This window comes from Streptomyces liangshanensis (assembly GCF_011694815.1).
Lineage (GTDB): Bacteria > Actinomycetota > Actinomycetes > Streptomycetales > Streptomycetaceae > Streptomyces > Streptomyces liangshanensis.
The window spans coordinates 54184-70733 of record NZ_CP050177.1 but is presented as its reverse complement, the minus strand read 5'-3'; the positions used below and the strand labels follow the sequence as shown (position 1 = coordinate 70733).

The window sequence follows — 16550 nt, the reverse complement described above, 5'->3', positions numbered from 1 at the left end:
ACGGTCGCGCGGCCGGGTGCCCCCGTCCGGGACGTCCGGCGGCCTCCGGTGGCCTGCGGGCAGTCCGGTGACAGGGGTGGGTGCGGGGTGCGTGTGCGGGTGGCGCGGAGCCTCGGTGCGGGAGAGTCGTCCGACCGTGGGAGGGAGGCGTGGTGAGTGCGGTGCTGTCCGGTACGTGAGTGAGCGTGGAGGCGCGTCGGCGTTACGGGGACGAAACACTTGCCTGGTGGGCCGAGACACTAAGGGGCCCCCAGGGGGCTGTCCAGAGGTTCGGAACGAATCGCTGGAACTTTCTCATGATCCGTCAAAAGCCTGTCCGGAAAGCGCCCCGCGCATCACGGTCGGCCACCCCGTGCGGAAGGAATCTTCGCTTCCGACGTTTGCGCGCGCCGCGCAGGGTCACACGGCAGGCCGTAAGCAACGGACGAGCGCGGCTCGTTCACGGATTTCCGAGGGAAGGCTGTACACCATGGGCATCATCGCCTGGATCATCATCGGACTGCTCGCCGGCCTCATCGCCAAGGCCCTGGTGCCCGGCAAGGACCCGGGCGGCCTCATCGTCACCATGCTGGTCGGTGTGGTCGGCGGTCTCCTCGGCGGCTGGCTCGGCAAGGTGATCTTCGGCGTCGACTCCATCGACGGGTTCTTCGACCTGTCGACCTGGATCGCCGCGATCGCCGGCTCCATCATCGTGCTGCTGATCTACCGCGCCGTCACGGGCCGTAGCCGCGCCCACGCCTGACCGCCCACCCGGCACCGCGCACGATCCGTCCCCCGAGGCGGACGAGCCGCAGCCGGAGCGCGGAGCCGATGACGCCGCGGTCGCTCCTCCCCTCAGGAGGAGCGGGCCGCGGCGCGGCTGCGTCCGCACCCGACACGCCGCGAACCCCGCCCTCCCCGCGCCCCGACACGCCCGGCGGAGCCGGGCTGTCCAGGACCGGCCTCAGTCCTCCCGCCGCGGAACGATCACCGTCATCCCCGCCCCGGACCCCTCGCCCATCGCGGCGAGCGCCGCCGGGGCCGCGTCCAGCCCGATGACCTCACGGACCAGCAGGTCCGGGCGCAGCCGGCCGGACCTCACCTGCTCCATCATCACCGGGTACGCGTGCGCGGCCATCCCGTGACTGCCCAGAAGGTCCAGTTCCAGCGCGACGACCCGGCCCATCGGCACGGCGAAGCCGCCCGCCGGGACCAGCCCCACCTGCACATGCCGGCCGCGCCGCCGCAGACACTCCACGGACGCGCGGCACGTGGCCTCCGCGCCCAGCGCGTCGAGCGACACCTGCGCCCCGCCGCCCGTCACCTCCCGGACCGCCGCCGCCGTGGCCCCGGCACCGCCCGAGGCGTCCACCGCCGCCTCCGCGCCGAACCCCTCCGCCAGCCGCAGCGCCTCGGCCGACACGTCGACCGCCACCACCCGTGCCCCGGCCGCCACCGCGATCATGACCGCCGACAGCCCCACCCCGCCGCAGCCGTGCACGGCCACCCACTCCCCGGGCCGCGCCCGCCCGCGCGTGACGACGGCCCGGTAGGCGGTGGCGAAGCGGCAGCCCAGACTCGCCGCCGTGACGTACGACATCTCCTCGGGCAGCGCGACCAGATTGACGTCCGCCCCGTGCACGGGCACGTACTCGGCGAACGACCCCCAGTGCGTGAACCCGGGCTGCTCCTGGCGCTCGCAGACCTGCTGGTCCCCGGCCGCGCACGCGGGACATCGCCCGCAGGCGCAGACGAAGGGCACCGTGACCCGGTCGCCGACCTTCCAGTTCGCGACCGCGGAATCCAACGCGACGACGCGGCCCGCCAGTTCGTGCCCCGGCACGTGCGGCAGGGAGATCCCGTCGTCGTGCCCCCGCCACCCGTGCCAGTCGCTGCGGCACAGCCCGGTCGCCCCGACCCGGACCACCGCCCCCGACGGTGGCGGCACCGGGTCCGCCACGTCCCGTACGACCGGCAGACGCCCGAACTCCTCGAACACCACAGCGCGCACGCCACACCCTCCCCTTCGACCCGCGCGGGAACGATCCGCGCGGAAACGGGCCGGACCGTGCGGCCCGGCCTCCCGGAGTGGGACCGTACGGAACGGACGCCTCAGCCGTCCATGACGTCGACGTAGTGCTCGACGACCAGGGGCTCCGCCTCCGAGATGTGCTCCATGAGGATGCCCCGGTACCGCGCGTACCGCTCCGTGTCACCCCGGAAGTTCTCGAGGTGCGCCTCCTTGGACTCCCACTCGTTCACCCCGATGAACCGCGACGGCGACTCGACCCCCCACAGCATCTTCGCGCTGAGGCAGCCGCGCGTGGTGACGAGCAGCTCACGCGCCTCCCGGTAGGCGGCCGCGAAGGCCTCGGCGTGACCGTCCTTGACCTGGATGATGACGATTTCGGTGATCATGTCCGCAGATTACCCGCCACCTCCGGCCACGGCGCCGAGGCCTTCCCGGTCAGTCCTGGAGCCGGTCAGTCCCGGAGCCGGTCAGTCCCTGAGCCGGTCCGCCCGGCGGATCGCCTCGGCCAGCCGGCCGACCGCCGGGTCCTCGGTCGACTCCGCGAGCGCCCCGGCCCGCTCCGCCAGCCTGCCCAGCTCGGGCGCGCCCGGCACCGTACCGCCGCGCAGCTCCTCGGCGAAGTAGGCCGCGACGGCCGTGACCTGGAGGCGCGGCTTCGCGCCGCTCCACAGGGGCGTGTCCACCGCGTCAGTCCGCACGGACCCCGACCGCTCGTGCGGCGCGCGCGTCGCCGGGTCGAGCCAGCGCACGGTGGCCTTCGCGATCTCCCCCGACACCCCGGGACGCAGCTGTACGGCGTAGAGCGCGGTGACCGTATGGCCGGGACCGACCTCCCCGCCGTCCACCCGGTCGTTCCTGAAGTCCTCGTCCGCGACCGCGCGGTTCTCGTACCCGATCAGCCGGAACCGCTCCACCGTCCGCCGGTCGAAGGCCACCTGCGCCTTCGCGTCCCTGGCCCGCAGCTCGACCTGCGCGGGCAGTTGGTCGACGAAGACCTTCCTGGCCTCCTCCTTGTCCGAGATGTACGTGGTGGAGCCGTCGCCCCGGTCGGCGAGCCGTTCCATCAGCGCGTCGCCGTACTCGCTGCCGACGCCCACGCCGAAGAGCGTGATGCCGTGGCGCTCGCGCGCGGTCGCGATACGTTCGAGGATCGCGTCCGCCTGCGTCTCACCGGTGTTGGCCAACGCGTCGGAGAGCAGGACCACCCGGTTGGTGGCCCCCTTCCTGCGGCCCTCGACCGCCTCGGTGTACCCGGTCCTGACCCCCGCCTCCAGGTTGGTGGAGTCCGAGGGCTCCAGGGCGGACACCGCGCGGTGGATCCGCTCGCGGCTGTCCCCGACCCGCGTCATGGTCAGCCGGGTCGTCGCCTCGCCGCTGAACGTCACCAGTGCGATCGAGTCGTCGTCCCGCAGCTCGTCGGTGAGCAGCGCGAGCGAGTCCTTGACCAGGTCGAGACGGCCGGGCTCGGCCATCGACCCGGAGACGTCGACCACGAACGTCAGGGCGGCGGGCGGGCGTTCCCCCTCGTCCTCCGCGAGCCGGGTGGCCAGACCGACCCGCACGAGCGACCACGGGGCGGCCCCCTCCGGTTCGTCCTCCGGGCTCACCCGGGCCCCGTCCAGCGTGACCGAGAAACCGTTGCCCTCGGGGCGGTCGTACTCCTGGCGGAAACTGTTGACGAACTCCTCGGGCCGCACGGTGGACGGCTCGGGACGCCGTCCCTCGTCCAGGGACCGCACCGCGTATCCGTAGGAGGCGGTGTCCACGTCCAGCGCGAAGGTCGACAGGTAGTCCGGCGCCGCGAACTTCTGCTCGCCGTCGTCCGCCCCCTCCTCGACCCCGGTCGCCGGGCGGCCGGACCCTCCGGTGCCGCCCGATCCGCCGGCCCACGCGCGCGGGCCGCCGCCCGTGGCCCGGTCGGCCGTGGATTCCGTCCCCGAAGAGCAACCGGTGAGCAGCAAGGCCCCCGCGATCGCCCCGGCCGCCGCTGATCGGCGGATTGCCGGACTGAGTCTCATGTGATCCCCCCTGGGTCGTCGCACACTTGTGAATGTGACGTACGACGACGCCCTGACGAGCCGTCGGAAGAGTTGCGGATCCGTCTCGATGCGGCAACGGCCGGCCGCCGGACCGGCCCCGGTCGGCCCGCGTACGGCGCGCACACGCGGGCAAACGCCGATGATCCGGAACAATCACGTCGCGGCATACCACCGGGTGCGGCCACGGGCAGCGGCCCCCGCGCGTCGGCAGACACGACACGGAACGAGGAGAGCGTATTGACGGGCGAACCTTCCCAGGAGGCCGTGCCACAGCCGGTCCTCGGCCCCCTGACCACCGCCGCGACCTTCCTGGTCCTTGACGTCGACCCCGGGGGTGAGGCCGTCACCCGCGACCTGCTCGCCGACCTGTCGGGCCTGACCCGGGCGGTCGGCTTCGGCGCCCCCGACGGGGTGCTGACCTGTGTGACGGCCTTCGGCTCCCAGGTGTGGGACCGCCTCTTCGACGGCCCCCGCCCCGCCGAGCTGCACCCCTTCGTGGAGCTGACGGGCCCCCGCCACCGCGCGGTGGCCACGCCGGGCGACCTCCTCTTCCACATCCGCGCCACGCGTACCGACCTGTGCTTCGCCCTGGCCGCGGAGATCATGGACCGGCTGCGGGGGTACGTCACCGTCCAGGACGAGGTCCAGGGCTTCAAGTACCTGGACGTACGGGACCTGCTGGGCTTCGTGGACGGTACGGAGAACCCCACCGGCGCGGAGGCGCGGACCGCCGTCCTCGTCGGTGACGAGGACCCCGGCTTCGCCGGCGGCAGCTACGTCGTCGTGCAGAAGTACCTCCACGACCTCGACGCCTGGAACGCGCTCCCGGTCGAGCAGCAGGAGAGGATCATCGGCCGCCGGAAGATGAGCAACGTCGAACTGGACGAGGAGGCGTCGCACGTCGCGCTGACCACCGTCACCGACGATGACGGCGAGGAACAGGACATCCTGCGCGACAACATGCCGTTCGGCAGCCCCGGGCGCGGCGAGTTCGGCACGTACTTCATCGGCTACTCCCGCACCCCGGGCGTCACCGAGGAGATGCTGCGGAACATGTTCCTCGGCCGCCCGCCGGCGAGCCACGACCGCATCCTCGACTTCTCGACGGCCGTCACCGGCACGCTGTTCTTCGCGCCCACGGCCGACTTCCTGGACGATCCCCCGCTTCCCGCGGCCCCCGCCGGGGCCCGCGTCGCCCGCCCGCGCGGCGGCGACACGCCGGTCAAGGACAGCACCCCGGTCACGGACGACACGCCATCCCCGGACACCGTCCGGGCCTCCGACGGCTCACTCGGCATCGGCGATCCCAAGGCAACGAAGAGGAGCAGCACCCCGTGAACAACCTGCACCGCGAACTCGCCCCCATCTCCGCCGTCGCCTGGGCCGACCTGGAGGAGGAGGCGCGCCGTACGTTCAAGCGCCACATCGCCGGCCGCCGCATCGTCGACATGCCCGAGCCCGGCGGCCTCGGACTGTCCGCCGTCCCCACCGGGCACGTGGACCCCATCGACCCGCCCGCCCCCGGTGTCCTCGCCCTCTCCCGCCGCTCCCAGCCCGTCGTGGAACTGCGCGTCCCGTTCACCGTCGACCGCCGCCAGGTCGACAACGTCGCGCGCGGTGCCAAGGACGCCGACTGGCAGCCCGTCAAGGACGCCGCCCGGCAGCTCGCCTTCGCCGAGGACCGCGCCCTGTTCGAGGGCTACCCGGCCGCCGGCATCACCGGGATCCGCGCCGCCTCCTCGAACCCGCCGCTGACCCTCCCCGCGGACGTGCGCGCCTACCCGAACACCGTCAGCCAGGCCATCACCGCGCTGCGGCTGGCGGGCGTCGACGGCGCCTACCACCTGGCCCTGAGCGCCGACGCGTACACGGCGGTCAACGAGACCTCCGACCACGGCTACCCGATCCACGAACACCTGGCGCGGCTGCTGGACGGCGACATCATCTGGGCGCCCGCCATCGACGGGGCGTTCCTGCTCTCCAGCCGCGGCGGCGACTTCGAGCTCCACATCGGCCAGGACGTGTCCATCGGCTACCTGTCGCACGACGACACCAGCATCCGGCTCTACTTCCAGGAGACGTTCACCTTCCTGGTCCACACGAGCGAGGCGATGGTCGCGCTCGGCGCGCAGCCGCCCGCCGTCGCCTGAGCGGGGGAGGGGCGGGCTTCGTCAGCCGCGGGGCACCTTGAGGGCGTCCCAGGTCTCCTTCCCCGGGGGCCAGGTGAGGGCGGAGCCCGTCCACCCCTTCCCGTGATCCGCCGAGTACTTCCGCTGCCACGCCTCGTACGACGCGACGTCGCCCGACCCGAGGGTGTCCTTCCCGGACGAGGAGCGGTACCGGTCGCAGCCGACCGCCACCAGCCGCCGGTGCATCCGGGCCACGACCGGGCTCCTGCGCCCCAGGGTGAACCACGCGGATCCGGGGAACGGTTCGTACGTCCTGCCCGCCCCGCCCTGCGCGCCGCCTCCGCCGCCCCCGCCCGCCCGGGGGAAGCGCGGCCAACTGCCCGGGTCCTGATGAGTGTTCTCCGGGACCTGGGCGTGCGCGTACCACCCGGCCGCGGACCGCCAGACCTCTTCGTCACGGTGCGCGCGGAAGTCGGTCGGCCGTCCCAGGGGCCAGACGTCCGGCACACCCCAGGAGCTCACCCAGGCGTGCAGGGCGTCCCAGCCCTCGCACGGGGTGTCGTCGAGCGACTCGTAGGCCTTCCCGTCCACCACGCACCACGGGAAGAAGAGCGCCTCGATCTGGAGGACGACGGAGCCCGCGCGGTTGGTGCGGGTCCCGCCGGGGCCGTCCGCGAGCGACTTGGAACGTGAGGTCGCGGGCACGAACTGGCAGAGCTTCCCGTCGAACGGATTCCACAGCACGTGCGGGGCGACACCCTTGCCCGCGCCGGTGAAGTACGTCCTCAACCGGTCGTACGGAACGAGCGCCTGCGGCTTCGCCTCCGTGGCGTTCCTGTCCCACGTGATGTGCGCGACGGCCTTCGCCGGCCCGCCGTCCGTGGGCGCGTGGTCCCTGATGTCGTGTCTCTCTGCGGCGGGCATCCAGAGGTCGGCCATGGCGACTCCTCGGGTACGGGATCGGAGAACGATCCTGCGCAGGCCGAGGCCGATGAAGAGTCCGAGTTGGCCGCATTTCACCCGATCGAGTGGGCTCGCGGCACGCCGGCCACCCGGGGGGGAGCCCCGGCTCAGGTGGGGGAGCCTGGCCGGGGCGGGGATCCCTGACCGGTACGGGGGAATGCCGGCCAGGGTGGTCTCACGGTAGGGGCGGAGGGGCGGTCACCGGGGGCGCGGGACCGGGATCCCCTCCGTACCCACATACCGATGAACGAGCGACCAACTCCCCGTGTTCCGCTTGACGTTCCGGAACATCTGTGAGCTGTGCCACCCGGCGCGGGCCGAGGTCTCCGGGCCGTCGCCCGGCGGGTCCTCAGGAGGCCGGCGCCTGCGCCGCGCGGGCGGGACGGCCGAACCGTACCGGCACGCCGGGGGAGTAGAGCACGCTCACCGGGGCGCCGGCCGGCGCGGGCAGCCCGCCGGCCGCCAGCAGGTCCTCGGCGCAGCCGACCAGCTCCGCGCGGTGCAGCGGCCAGCGCGGGTGGGTGTTCGGCAGGAACAGCGGCCGGCCGAGGACCGTGCTGTGCATGCCCCACCGCGCGGTCAGGAAGTGCTCCAGGGCGGTGGGTTCCGCGATCGGCGCGCCGACGCGCACGCCGATCGCGCTGTACGCGCCCCGGGGCCCCGGCCAGCGCCGCCTGCTCGTGTACGTGAGGGTGTCACCGTCCCGGGCGACGCTCATGCTGGACCACATGTACGGCAGGTTGAAGGCCGCCCGGCCGACCAGGACGGGGAGGAGCCGGGAGGCGTCCAGGGAACGGAACACCACACCGCGCCGGCCGTGCGCGTCCACCGAGTACAGGCGGACGTTGGTCTCGGGGAAGGTCCCCAGGTACGGGAGGCCGGGCAGCCGGAACCACCCGATGCGGTGCATCCGGAAGGCCACCAGACCCGCGTAGGCCCTGCCCTCGAACAGGTCGGGGACCGTCCCGGCCGGCAGCAGCGGCGCCACGTCGGCCGGGTCGGCCTCCCAGTGCAGGAAGGCGAGATCGAGCCACGACTGGGTGAGCAGGGGCCTCGGTTCGGCCCGCGGCGGGCCGGGCGTCACGGGCTCCGGGGGTACGGCGGGGGTCGGCATCCCGCCAGCATCGCAGAGGGGGAGGGCCCGGTCGCAGGACGCCCGCCCCGTACCGGTCAGAAGACGCTCACCCCGTAGGCGTTGAGCGCTTCGAGGACCGGCTGGTAGTACGTCACCCCGCCGGTCGCGCAGGTGCCGCTGCCGCCGGAGATCAGGCCGATGGCGGTGCCGCCCTGGAACACCGAGCCGCCGCTGTCGCCGGGCGCGGCGCAGATGTTGGTCCGGCCCAGGCCGGAGACGAGGTTGCCGGACCCGTAGTTGACGGTCGCGTTGAGGGCGGTGACCGTACCGCAGTGCACGCCCGAGGTGGCGCCGCTGAAGCAGACCGGAAGCCCGACGACGGCGTTGCCCGCCGTGGTGATGTCCTGGTAGGTGCCGTTGTGCAGGTAGACCCGGCCGTCCGCGGCGGCCGGGTTCGTGTGCCGGATCAGGCCGTAGTCGTTGCCGGGGAAGCTGGACCCGGCCCGGGGGCCGATGCTCCACGTGGCGGTTCCCGATGTGCAGTGGCCGGCGGTGAGCGCGTACTTCACCCCCGTACCGCTCTGCACGTTGAAGCCGAGCGAGCAGAGCGCGCCGCCTCCGGTGATGGCCTCGCCACCCGCGACGAGCGGGGTGAACCGGCCCGGTGTACGGGTGATCTCCAGCGCGTCCGCCGGGACCGCGACGGCCTTCCTGAGCTGCGCGACCTCGGCGGCGTCGACGGTGCTGTCCACCGTGACCCGCACCTTCCCGGCCTCGGAGTCGGCGTGCCACGCGGAACCCGCGACGTCGGCGGCCCGCAGGGAGGCGTCCGCCGCCGCGAACTCGGCGGCGGAGAGTGTCCCGTGGTCCGCGGCCCTGCCGCCCGCCGCCGCCGGGGTGGCGAGGGCGGTGGCGGCCAGCAGGCCGGACGCGACAGCGATCACGCGGATGCGCCGGGCGAATGTGCTGTTCACAACGTCCTCCGATGGTGGGGGCCAGGGACACGATGGTCCCGGCCGCGCGTTTTCCCGGCAAGGCACGGAATGAGCCGTGTGGGCGGATCACACCGACGACGGGGCGTCGCGGCGATCGGGCGGCACCGACCGCGAGACCCCGGGACCACGCTCTGCCCGATCCGGCGACAGGGAGGGGGAGTTGAGCGTGTGTCCCCGCGGACCGGCCAGACCTGAGGCACCGTCAGGGACGGGGCAAGGGGGCGCCGCGCTGTTCGACGGACAGGACGCTACCGCATGGGACCACGCGTCCCGGTGTCTCCACGACGACGCGCTGACGCGCCCTCCGCGCGGCCGCCGTCCGGCGCTGCCCCGCGGCCCGGGCGGTCGGTCCGGGGGCCCCCGGCTCCCGCTCACTCAGCGTGTGTAAGGTAAGGCTGCCTTTACCAGCAAGGAGAGCAACGTGCGTACGTTCCGGTGGAAAGCGGTCGTGACCGTGTCCCTCGTCGGCGGCCTGCTGGCCGGATGCTCGTCCGGCGCCGACAGCGGCGGCGGGTCCGGAGCCGCCAAGGGCGCCGACGGCACCCGCAACCTCGTCGCCGGTGCCTCGGCGGGGCCGGCCGCCGCGCCCAGCGCCCTGGCGAAGGGGATGGGGGCGAAGGAGGCGGACGGCGTCTTCCCCCGGACGGTCGTGCACGTCAAGGGCAGTACGACGATCAAGGCGGCGCCCGAGCGGATAGCCGTCCTCAGCACCGGCCAGCTCGACGACCTGCTCTCCCTCGGCCTCGTGCCCACGGCCACCACCCGCGCCGACAACGCCGGGCTCGTACCGGACTACCTCAAGAAGGCCTTCCCGCAGGACGCGCGGCAGCTCGGGAAGATGACCGACGTCGGGACCCGGGCCGCGCCCAACCTGGAGTCGCTCGCCGCCGCCAAGCCCGATCTCATCCTGGCCAACAAGTCCCTCGGCGACCTTTACCCCAAGCTGTCGAAGATCGCGCCCACCGTCGTGACCCAGGGTCAGGGCATCAACTGGAAGCGGGACCTCCTGCTGGTCGGCGCGGCCGTCGGCAAGGGCGACCAGGCCAAGAGGACCCTGGACGGCATCGTCACGGACGCTGCGGTCCAGGGCAAGAAGCTCGGCGGCGCGAAGACCGCCGTGTCCATGGTGCGCTTCACCGCCGACCGCACCCGGATGTTCGGCGTCTCGTCCTTCACCGGCTCCCTCGCCGTCGACATGGGACTCGGCCGCCCCGAGGCGCAGCGGTTCAAGGCGATCTCCGAGGACATCAGCGCCGAGCGCATCGACGTCGCCGACGGCGACTGGATCTTCTACTCGGTGCAGGGCGACCCCGCCGAGACCGACTCCGGGAGCGTCCTCGCCGGGCCCCTGTGGAAGTCGATGAAGGCCGTCAAGGCCGGCCACGCCGTCAAGGTCGACGACGACCCCTGGTACCTCAACGCGGGACCGGCCGCCGCGCGCATCGTCGTGAAGCAGCTCGCCGACACGATCGGCTCGTGACCGCGGTCCGCCCGTCCGCGCCGGGAACCCGGACCCCGGAACCGGGGCCCCGGACCCGTCGCACGGCATCCCGTACCGCCTGGCTGGCCGCCGCCCTCGTCCTCACCGTCGCCGCCTGCGCGCTCAGCCTCGCCGTCGGCACCCGCCCCGTGCCCCTGCCGACCGTCGTGGACGCCGTGCTCCACGGCGGTACGACACCGGACGCGCTGGTGGTACGGACGCTGCGCCTGCCGCGCACCGCGGTCGGCCTCACCGCGGGCGCGGCCCTCGGCCTCGCCGGGGCGGCGCTCCAGGCGGTCACCCGCAACCCGCTCGCCGACCCCGGCATCCTCGGGTTGAGCCAGGGCGCCGCCGCCGGGGTCGTCCTCGCCGTCTCCCTGGGCCTCGCGAGCGGGTTCGACGGGTACGTCTGGTACGCCTTCGCCGGTGCCGTGGCCGCCGCCTGCGTCGTCTACGCCCTCGCCGCCCGCGGCCGGGGCGGGGCCTCGCCCGTCAAGCTGGCCCTCGCCGGGACGGCGCTGTCCGCGATGGTCGCGGGCGGCACCACCGTGGTGCTGACGTCGAGTTCCGCCACGCTGGACCAGTTCCGCTTCTGGCAGGTGGGCGCGCTCGGCGGCCGCGACGCCGGGACCGTCGGCCAGATGCTGCCGTTCCTGGTGGCCGGCGCGCTGCTCGTCCTCGCCTCCGCCCGCGGACTGGACGCCCTCGCGCTCGGCGACGAGACGGCCCGCGCGCTCGGCCACCACGTCCAGCTCGTACGGGTCTGCGCGGCGCTCGGCGCGACCGTGCTCACCGCGGCGGCCGTCGCCGCGTCGGGGCCGATCGCGTTCATCGGCCTCGCCGTCCCGCACCTCGCCCGCCGCCTGGTCTCCGGCAGCCACCGCTGGATGCTCCCGCTGTCCGCCCTCCTCGGCGCCTGCCTGCTCCTCGCCGCCGACGTGGCCGGCCGGGTCGTCCGCCCGCCCGGCGAGGTGCCGGCCGGAGTGATGACCGCGCTCGTGGGCGTCCCCGTGCTGATCGTGCTGGTCCGCCGCAAGGGGGCGGGCTCGTGAGCGCCGGCGCCCCCCGGACGGCCCCGGCGCCGCCGCCCGCCCGGGAGGGACTGGTCACCCGGCACCCGCACGCGCCCGGCCTGCGGGTGGTCCGCCGACGCCGCGTCTCCCTCCTCCTGCACCGCCGCTCCGCCGTCGTCGCCTGCGTGCTGCTCGTCCTGCTGCTGGTCGTCCTCGCCGCGTCGGCGAGCGTCGGGCAGACCTTCGTGCCGCCCGCCCAGGTGTGGCGTGTCCTGCGCGGTGAGCCGAGCCCGTACACCCTGGTCGTGGGCGAACTGCGGGTGCCGCGCATCGCGCTCGGCGCCCTGGTCGGCGCCGCGCTCGGGGCCTCCGGCGCGCTGGTGCAGACGGTCACTCGCAACCCCCTCGCCAGCCCCGACGTCATCGGGGTCGGCCACGGCGCCGCCGCCGCCACCGTGCTGGCACTCGCCACCGGGACCATCGCCTCGCCCGGAGCCCTCCCCGCCGTGTCGGTGGCCGGCGGCCTCGGCGCGGCCGCCCTCGTGTACGTCGTCTCGTGGCGGCGCGGGATGCAGACGAGCAGCTTCGTGCTGACCGGCGTGGGCATCGGGGTCGCGCTCTCGGCCGTCGTGCAGGTGTATCTCACCGAGAGCGAGCTGGGCGCCGCCGAGCAGGTCAAACTGTGGCTCACCGGCAGCCTCAGCGGACGCGGCTGGGACCAGGCGGTGCCCCTCGCCTGCGTGCTGCTCCTCTGCCTGCCCGGCCTGGTGTGGGCGGGCCGGGCCATGCGGCCGCTCGGCCTCGACAACAACACCGCCGCCGGCCTCGGCGTGCGGGTGGGCCGGACCCAACTGGGCCTCACCGCTCTCGGGGTGGTCCTCGCGGCCACCGCGACGGGAGCCGCGGGACCCATCGGCTTCGTCGCGCTCACCGCCCCGCAACTGGCCCGGCGCCTCACCCGCACCGCGCAACTCCCGCTGCTCGGGTCCGCGCTGACGGGTGCGGTCATCGTGGTCGCCGCCGATCTCGCGGCCCGGACGGTGATGCCCCCGCTGGAGATCCCCGTCGGAGCGCTCACCGCCCTGGTCGGGGGCCCGTACCTGCTGTGGCTCCTCGGGCGCTCCGGACGGTCGTAGCGCCGGGGGACCTCCGGAGCGTCGCTCCACCCCCGGGACCGCCTTCGCGATCATGATGGGCCGCATGAACACGATCGACTACCTGGCCGGAACCGACACCGTGCACATCGCCACCGAGCGCGAGGACGGGGGTGAGGTGAGGACCCCGATCTGGGCGGTCGTCGTCGACGGCGTCCCGTACATCCGCAGCGGCTACGGCGACGGGTCCAAGTGGTACCGCCGCGTGCAGCGCACCGGCCGCGCCGCCTTCGTCGAGGGCTCGGAGCGCTACCCCGTGACGATCGAGAACCTGGACGACGAGAGCGTCATCGGCAGGGTCGACCAGGCGTATCGCGCCAAGTACGCCCGGCAGGCCGCCGCGCTGGACCAGGTGGTGGCGCCGGAGGTCCGCGAGTACACCATGCGGATCACGCCGCAGTGAGGTCGTGATCGCCTGCCGACCCCTCAGCCGACGGTCCACGCGTGCAGTTGGCGGGCGATCTGCGCGACCCCCACGGAGCCCGCGGCCGTGTCCCGGACCAGAGCGGGCGCGGCCTTCGGCTCGTAATCGAGGCGGTGGCCGTACAGCGACAGGAACGCCTCCGTGGCATGCCAGGCGAACGCCTCGTTGGAGTGTTCGAGGCAGGGCAGCTTGACGAGCGTCTGGAGCAGGGCCGCGGCCTTGAGGTGGTGCGAGCCGTAGATGTCGCGGTCCATGGCCCGCGCGTGGACGCGGGCGACGGCGGCGTGCAGCGGGCCGTAGTCGTCGACCTGCGGATCACGCGGGAGCAGTTCGGCGGCGTGCAGCAGGTACGAGACGTCGATCTGTGGTTCCGGCTCACTCACGCGGCGTGACCCTGTTCCCGCCGCGCCAGCTCCTGGCGGGCCTGCTGGTCCGCGGCGCGCTGCTCGGCCGTGGGGTCGATGCCGCCGGGCTCGGCGTCGAAGGCCGCGCCGCTGCGGGCCATCGAGGCCTTGAAGCCGTCGAGGAAGGTGTTCTCGACGGCGGTGGCGCGCTCGTAGGCGGCGGACAGGATGTACTCCTGCATGCTGATCCCCGCGGCCTTGGCCGCCGCCGCGATGGCGGAACGCTGCCGTGGATCGGGGAAACGCAGGCTCATGGCTCCCTTGGACTCACTCATGGTATCGAAGCTACCACTGATACCAGGTGGAGGGGGAGGGGGGAGGCCTGACCGGGTCCCCCCGGGGCAGGAGCGGGGGGCGCGCGCCCCTCGCACGGCGGCCTGCGAGCATGACGACCACCCGATCGTGAGGGCCCGCCGGGGCGGCCGGACCGCCCCCGGGGCCGAGAAGGAGCTGACGATGACAGCGGCGCGGACCGTGCGTTTCCCCTCCGGCGTGGAGGTTCCCCCGCTCGGACAGGGCACCTGGCACGTGGGCGACGACCCCGCGCGGCGCGCCGGGGAGATCGCCGCGCTGCGCCGGGGCCTGGACCTGGGGCTGAGGGTGATCGACACGGCGGAGATGTACGGGAGCGGCGCCGCCGAGGAGCTGGTCGGCGAGGCGATCCGGGGCCGGCGGGACGACGCGTTCCTCGTGGGCAAGGTGCTGCCGTACAACGCCGACCGGAGGGGTACGGCCGAGGCCTGCCACGCGAGCCTGCGCCGCCTGGGGACCGACCGGATCGATCTCTACCTGCTGCACTGGCGGGGGAGTGTGCCGCTGGACGAGACCGCCGAGGCGATGGAGGCGCTGGTCGCCGAGGGCAGCATCGGCGCCTGGGGGGTGAGCAACCTGGACGTGGCCGACCTCGCGGACCTTCCCGCCGGCGCCCGGTGGGAGACCGACCAGGTGCTCTACAACCTGACGAGGCGCGGCCCGGAGTTCGACCTCTTCCCCCACTGCCGGGAACGGGCCGTCCCGATCATGGCCTACTCACCGGTCGAGCAGGGCCGTCTGCTCGGCCACAAGGCGCTGAAGGCGGTGGCCGACGCCCTCGGCAGGACGCCCGCACAGGTGGCCCTCGCCTGGGTGCTGCGCCGGGACGACGTCATCGCGATCCCCAAGGCGTCGAGCGTCGCGCACGTCGAGGAGAACCACGCGGCCCTGGACATCCGTCTGAGCGCCGACGAACTCCGTACCCTCGACCGGGCTTTCCCGGCTCCCGTCCGCAAGAGGTCCCTCGACGTGTTGTGACGGGGTGCCGCGGTGCGGGCATCTCGGGGCGCGGGCATCTCGGGGTGAAGGGCGCAAAGAGTGTCGAACTGACCGTCGATTACCATCGAACGCGTGCATGAGGACATGCCTGGTGGGCGCCACTCCCGAACCCGCTCCCGTTCCCGCTCCCGCCGGGAACAGCGGCGGCGCCGAAGGGCCAGGAGACGACAGGTGGTGTGGACGGTGGCCGGCACCGCCCTGCTGGCGGTCGCCGCGGCCGCCTACGGCGCCGCGAACGGCCAGGGCGACGCGGGCGGCGGCGACGCCAAGCCGGAGGCGTTGTCCGCCGGCGCCGCGACGCCGTCCGCCTCCCCGACGCCCGCGCCGGAGGATCTGGCACCGGCCCTCGACGGCATCACCGCGAACCTGGCCGGCCGGCGGCTATCCGTGGCGCTGATGGACACCGCGAGCGGCGAATGGGCCGCGTACGGCGACGGTGCCTTCGACACGGCCAGCATCGTCAAGGTCGACATCCTCGCCACGCTGCTGCTCCAGGCGCAGGACGCCGGGCGGGTGCTGACCACGAAGGAGCAGGCCTACGCCGCCGACATGATCCAGAACAGCGACAACGACGCGACCAGCGCGCTGTGGACCGTCATCGGCAGCGCGACCGGGCTCGACGCGGCGAACAAGCGGCTCGGTCTCATCGAGACCCAGGGCGGCGACGGGACGGTCTGGGGCGTGACACAGACCACGGCCGAGGACCAGGTACGGCTGCTCCGGAGCGTGTTCGGCGCCGATTCGCCGCTGTCGGAGCCGTCCCGCGCGTACATCCAGGGGCTCATGCACCACATAGCCCCCGGCCAGGACTGGGGCATCTCCGTCGTGGCGGACGACCCGTCGGCGACCGCGCTCAAGAACGGCTGGCTGGAACGGACCCTGACGAAGAAGTGGGACGTCAACAGCATCGGCCAGGTCGAGATCGACGGGAGGACCTACTTCATGGCCGTCCTGACGAACGGTCACACCACGCAGGAGGCCGGCATCTCCTTCGTGGAGGAGGCGTCGCGGGCGGCGGTCAGGGAGATCGCGGCCCTGCGCTGACGCCGCCGCCGGAATAGGCGATCGGCGTGCTTTGTTCCGGTTTGCCATGGAGAGTGGTACGAGCGGGAGCGACGCCGGAGGCTCGCCGGCCCGGCGCAGGGCCGCGACGGAGGCGATCGACGAGGCCCGGGCGGGCAGCGCGCGGCTCATCGAGTCGCTGACGCGCCTGTGGGACGACGTCGTGGAAGCGTCCGCCCTGGTGGCCAACGACGACGAGCACGACCCGGAAGGCGCCACGGTCGCCTTCGAGCGGGCCCAGCTCAGGGACGTCCTGAAGCAGGCGCACGCCGACCTGGACGCCCTGGAGCGGGCCGCCGAGCGGATCCGTACCGGCGACTACTGGATCTGCGAGCACTGCGGAGGGCCCATCGCCCCGGAGAGGCTCGTCGCCCGCCCCACGGCGAGGACGTGCATCGGCTGCGCGGCGGACGCCGCGGCCGGCGGAGCGGCGAGGTGACGAGCCGCGGCCATGAGTTGACAGGTTGTTCCGCCGTGGGACGCTGGAACG

At 73.7% G+C, this 16550-nt stretch carries 18 protein-coding genes; 10 read left to right on the top strand and 8 right to left on the bottom strand.

The window, feature by feature from the left end; genetic code table 11:
• The first annotated feature begins 469 nt into the window (after positions 1–469).
• Complete coding sequence (locus HA039_RS00325) at positions 470–742, top strand: GlsB/YeaQ/YmgE family stress response membrane protein (protein ID WP_167022063.1); 273 nt, start codon at positions 470–472, stop codon at positions 740–742.
• A 201-nt stretch (positions 743–943) separates the two neighbouring features.
• Here the strand turns inward: HA039_RS00325 and HA039_RS00320 are convergent, their stop codons facing one another.
• The 3 genes from HA039_RS00320 to HA039_RS00310 all read right to left on the bottom strand — a co-directional run bounded on the left by HA039_RS00320 (position 944) and on the right by HA039_RS00310 (position 4029).
• Positions 944–1990: an alcohol dehydrogenase catalytic domain-containing protein gene (locus HA039_RS00320; RefSeq protein WP_167022061.1), complete on the bottom strand. Its 1047-nt coding sequence runs from the start codon at positions 1988–1990 to the stop codon at positions 944–946.
• 101 nt (positions 1991–2091) lie between these two features.
• Positions 2092–2397, bottom strand: coding sequence for an antibiotic biosynthesis monooxygenase family protein (locus tag HA039_RS00315; protein WP_167022059.1), 306 nt, complete (start codon positions 2395–2397; stop codon positions 2092–2094).
• 81 nt (positions 2398–2478) lie between these two features.
• Complete coding sequence (locus HA039_RS00310) at positions 2479–4029, bottom strand: vWA domain-containing protein (RefSeq protein ID WP_167022057.1); 1551 nt, start codon at positions 4027–4029, stop codon at positions 2479–2481.
• A 258-nt stretch (positions 4030–4287) separates the two neighbouring features.
• Between HA039_RS00310 and HA039_RS00305 the strand changes: the two genes are divergently transcribed.
• Both HA039_RS00305 and HA039_RS00300 read left to right on the top strand, forming a co-directional pair.
• Positions 4288–5388 carry a Dyp-type peroxidase gene (locus HA039_RS00305; protein WP_167022055.1) on the top strand — a complete coding sequence of 367 codons (1101 nt, stop codon included), beginning with the start codon at positions 4288–4290 and terminating at the stop codon, positions 5386–5388.
• Positions 5385–6200, top strand: a complete 816-nt coding sequence (locus HA039_RS00300; RefSeq protein WP_167022053.1) for a family 1 encapsulin nanocompartment shell protein — start codon at positions 5385–5387, stop codon at positions 6198–6200. Before HA039_RS00305 ends, HA039_RS00300 begins: the two co-directional genes overlap by 4 nt.
• A 21-nt stretch (positions 6201–6221) precedes the next feature.
• On the opposite strand, the gene HA039_RS33535 is transcribed toward HA039_RS00300, so the two are convergent.
• The 3 genes from HA039_RS33535 to HA039_RS00285 all read right to left on the bottom strand — a co-directional run bounded on the left by HA039_RS33535 (position 6222) and on the right by HA039_RS00285 (position 9191).
• Entirely contained in the window at positions 6222–7118 is an 897-nt protein-coding gene (locus tag HA039_RS33535; protein WP_208298506.1) for a peptidoglycan-binding protein, read from the bottom strand.
• Positions 7119–7491: 373 nt separating this feature from the next.
• The gene (locus HA039_RS00290; RefSeq protein WP_167022051.1) at positions 7492–8256 is read right to left on the bottom strand and encodes a YqjF family protein; all 765 of its coding nucleotides are present in this window, start codon (positions 8254–8256) and stop codon (positions 7492–7494) included.
• 56 nt (positions 8257–8312) lie between these two features.
• Positions 8313–9191 carry a S1 family peptidase gene (locus HA039_RS00285; RefSeq protein WP_167022049.1) on the bottom strand — a complete coding sequence of 293 codons (879 nt, stop codon included), beginning with the start codon at positions 9189–9191 and terminating at the stop codon, positions 8313–8315.
• 442 nt (positions 9192–9633) lie between these two features.
• On the opposite strand from HA039_RS00285, the gene HA039_RS00280 reads away from it, so the two are divergent.
• From HA039_RS00280 to HA039_RS00265, 4 genes are all read left to right on the top strand, one after another.
• Positions 9634–10692 (top strand): ABC transporter substrate-binding protein, encoded by a 1059-nt coding sequence (locus HA039_RS00280; RefSeq protein WP_167022047.1) that lies wholly within the window; start codon positions 9634–9636, stop codon positions 10690–10692.
• Positions 10689–11744 (top strand): FecCD family ABC transporter permease, encoded by a 1056-nt coding sequence (locus HA039_RS00275; RefSeq protein ID WP_167022045.1) that lies wholly within the window; start codon positions 10689–10691, stop codon positions 11742–11744. The genes HA039_RS00280 and HA039_RS00275 overlap by 4 nt, the downstream gene beginning before the upstream one ends.
• On the top strand, positions 11741–12841 hold the full coding sequence (locus tag HA039_RS00270; protein ID WP_425086304.1) for a FecCD family ABC transporter permease: 1101 nt from the start codon (positions 11741–11743) through the stop codon (positions 12839–12841). The genes HA039_RS00275 and HA039_RS00270 overlap by 4 nt, the downstream gene beginning before the upstream one ends.
• A gap of 64 nt (positions 12842–12905) precedes the next feature.
• On the top strand, positions 12906–13262 hold the full coding sequence (locus HA039_RS00265) for a DUF2255 family protein (RefSeq protein ID WP_167022043.1): 357 nt from the start codon (positions 12906–12908) through the stop codon (positions 13260–13262).
• A gap of 23 nt (positions 13263–13285) precedes the next feature.
• Here the strand turns inward: HA039_RS00265 and HA039_RS00260 are convergent, their stop codons facing one another.
• Together HA039_RS00260 and HA039_RS00255 are read right to left on the bottom strand one after the other, a co-directional pair.
• Entirely contained in the window at positions 13286–13666 is a 381-nt protein-coding gene (locus tag HA039_RS00260) for a fic family toxin-antitoxin system, toxin component (protein ID WP_167022041.1), read from the bottom strand.
• Positions 13663–13962 (bottom strand): type II toxin -antitoxin system TacA 1-like antitoxin, encoded by a 300-nt coding sequence (locus tag HA039_RS00255; RefSeq protein WP_208298505.1) that lies wholly within the window; start codon positions 13960–13962, stop codon positions 13663–13665. The genes HA039_RS00260 and HA039_RS00255 overlap by 4 nt, the downstream gene beginning before the upstream one ends.
• A gap of 181 nt (positions 13963–14143) precedes the next feature.
• Between HA039_RS00255 and HA039_RS00250 the strand changes: the two genes are divergently transcribed.
• The 3 genes from HA039_RS00250 to HA039_RS00240 all read left to right on the top strand — a co-directional run bounded on the left by HA039_RS00250 (position 14144) and on the right by HA039_RS00240 (position 16499).
• Positions 14144–14977, top strand: coding sequence for an aldo/keto reductase (locus HA039_RS00250; protein ID WP_167022039.1), 834 nt, complete (start codon positions 14144–14146; stop codon positions 14975–14977).
• A gap of 192 nt (positions 14978–15169) precedes the next feature.
• Positions 15170–16042: a serine hydrolase gene (locus tag HA039_RS00245; RefSeq protein ID WP_243868952.1), complete on the top strand. Its 873-nt coding sequence runs from the start codon at positions 15170–15172 to the stop codon at positions 16040–16042.
• A 46-nt stretch (positions 16043–16088) separates the two neighbouring features.
• Positions 16089–16499 (top strand): TraR/DksA family transcriptional regulator, encoded by a 411-nt coding sequence (locus tag HA039_RS00240; protein ID WP_167022037.1) that lies wholly within the window; start codon positions 16089–16091, stop codon positions 16497–16499.
• Positions 16500–16550 lie beyond the last annotated feature (51 nt).

Bases quoted from the DNA above. Each gene is read 5' to 3' on its own strand.
- HA039_RS00325 (WP_167022063.1), top strand. From the start codon at position 470: ATGGGCATCATCGCCTGGATCATCATCGGACTGCTCGCCGGCCTCATC.
- HA039_RS00315 (WP_167022059.1), bottom strand. From the start codon at position 2,397: ATGATCACCGAAATCGTCATCATCCAGGTCAAGGACGGTCACGCCGAG.
- HA039_RS00310 (WP_167022057.1), bottom strand. From the start codon at position 4,029: ATGAGACTCAGTCCGGCAATCCGCCGATCAGCGGCGGCCGGGGCGATC.
- HA039_RS33535 (WP_208298506.1), bottom strand. From the start codon at position 7,118: ATGGCCGACCTCTGGATGCCCGCCGCAGAGAGACACGACATCAGGGAC.
- HA039_RS00290 (WP_167022051.1), bottom strand. From the start codon at position 8,256: ATGCCGACCCCCGCCGTACCCCCGGAGCCCGTGACGCCCGGCCCGCCG.
- HA039_RS00265 (WP_167022043.1), top strand. From the start codon at position 12,906: ATGAACACGATCGACTACCTGGCCGGAACCGACACCGTGCACATCGCC.
- HA039_RS00255 (WP_208298505.1), bottom strand. From the start codon at position 13,962: ATGAGTGAGTCCAAGGGAGCCATGAGCCTGCGTTTCCCCGATCCACGG.
- HA039_RS00250 (WP_167022039.1), top strand. From the start codon at position 14,144: ATGACAGCGGCGCGGACCGTGCGTTTCCCCTCCGGCGTGGAGGTTCCC.
- HA039_RS00240 (WP_167022037.1), top strand. From the start codon at position 16,089: ATGGAGAGTGGTACGAGCGGGAGCGACGCCGGAGGCTCGCCGGCCCGG.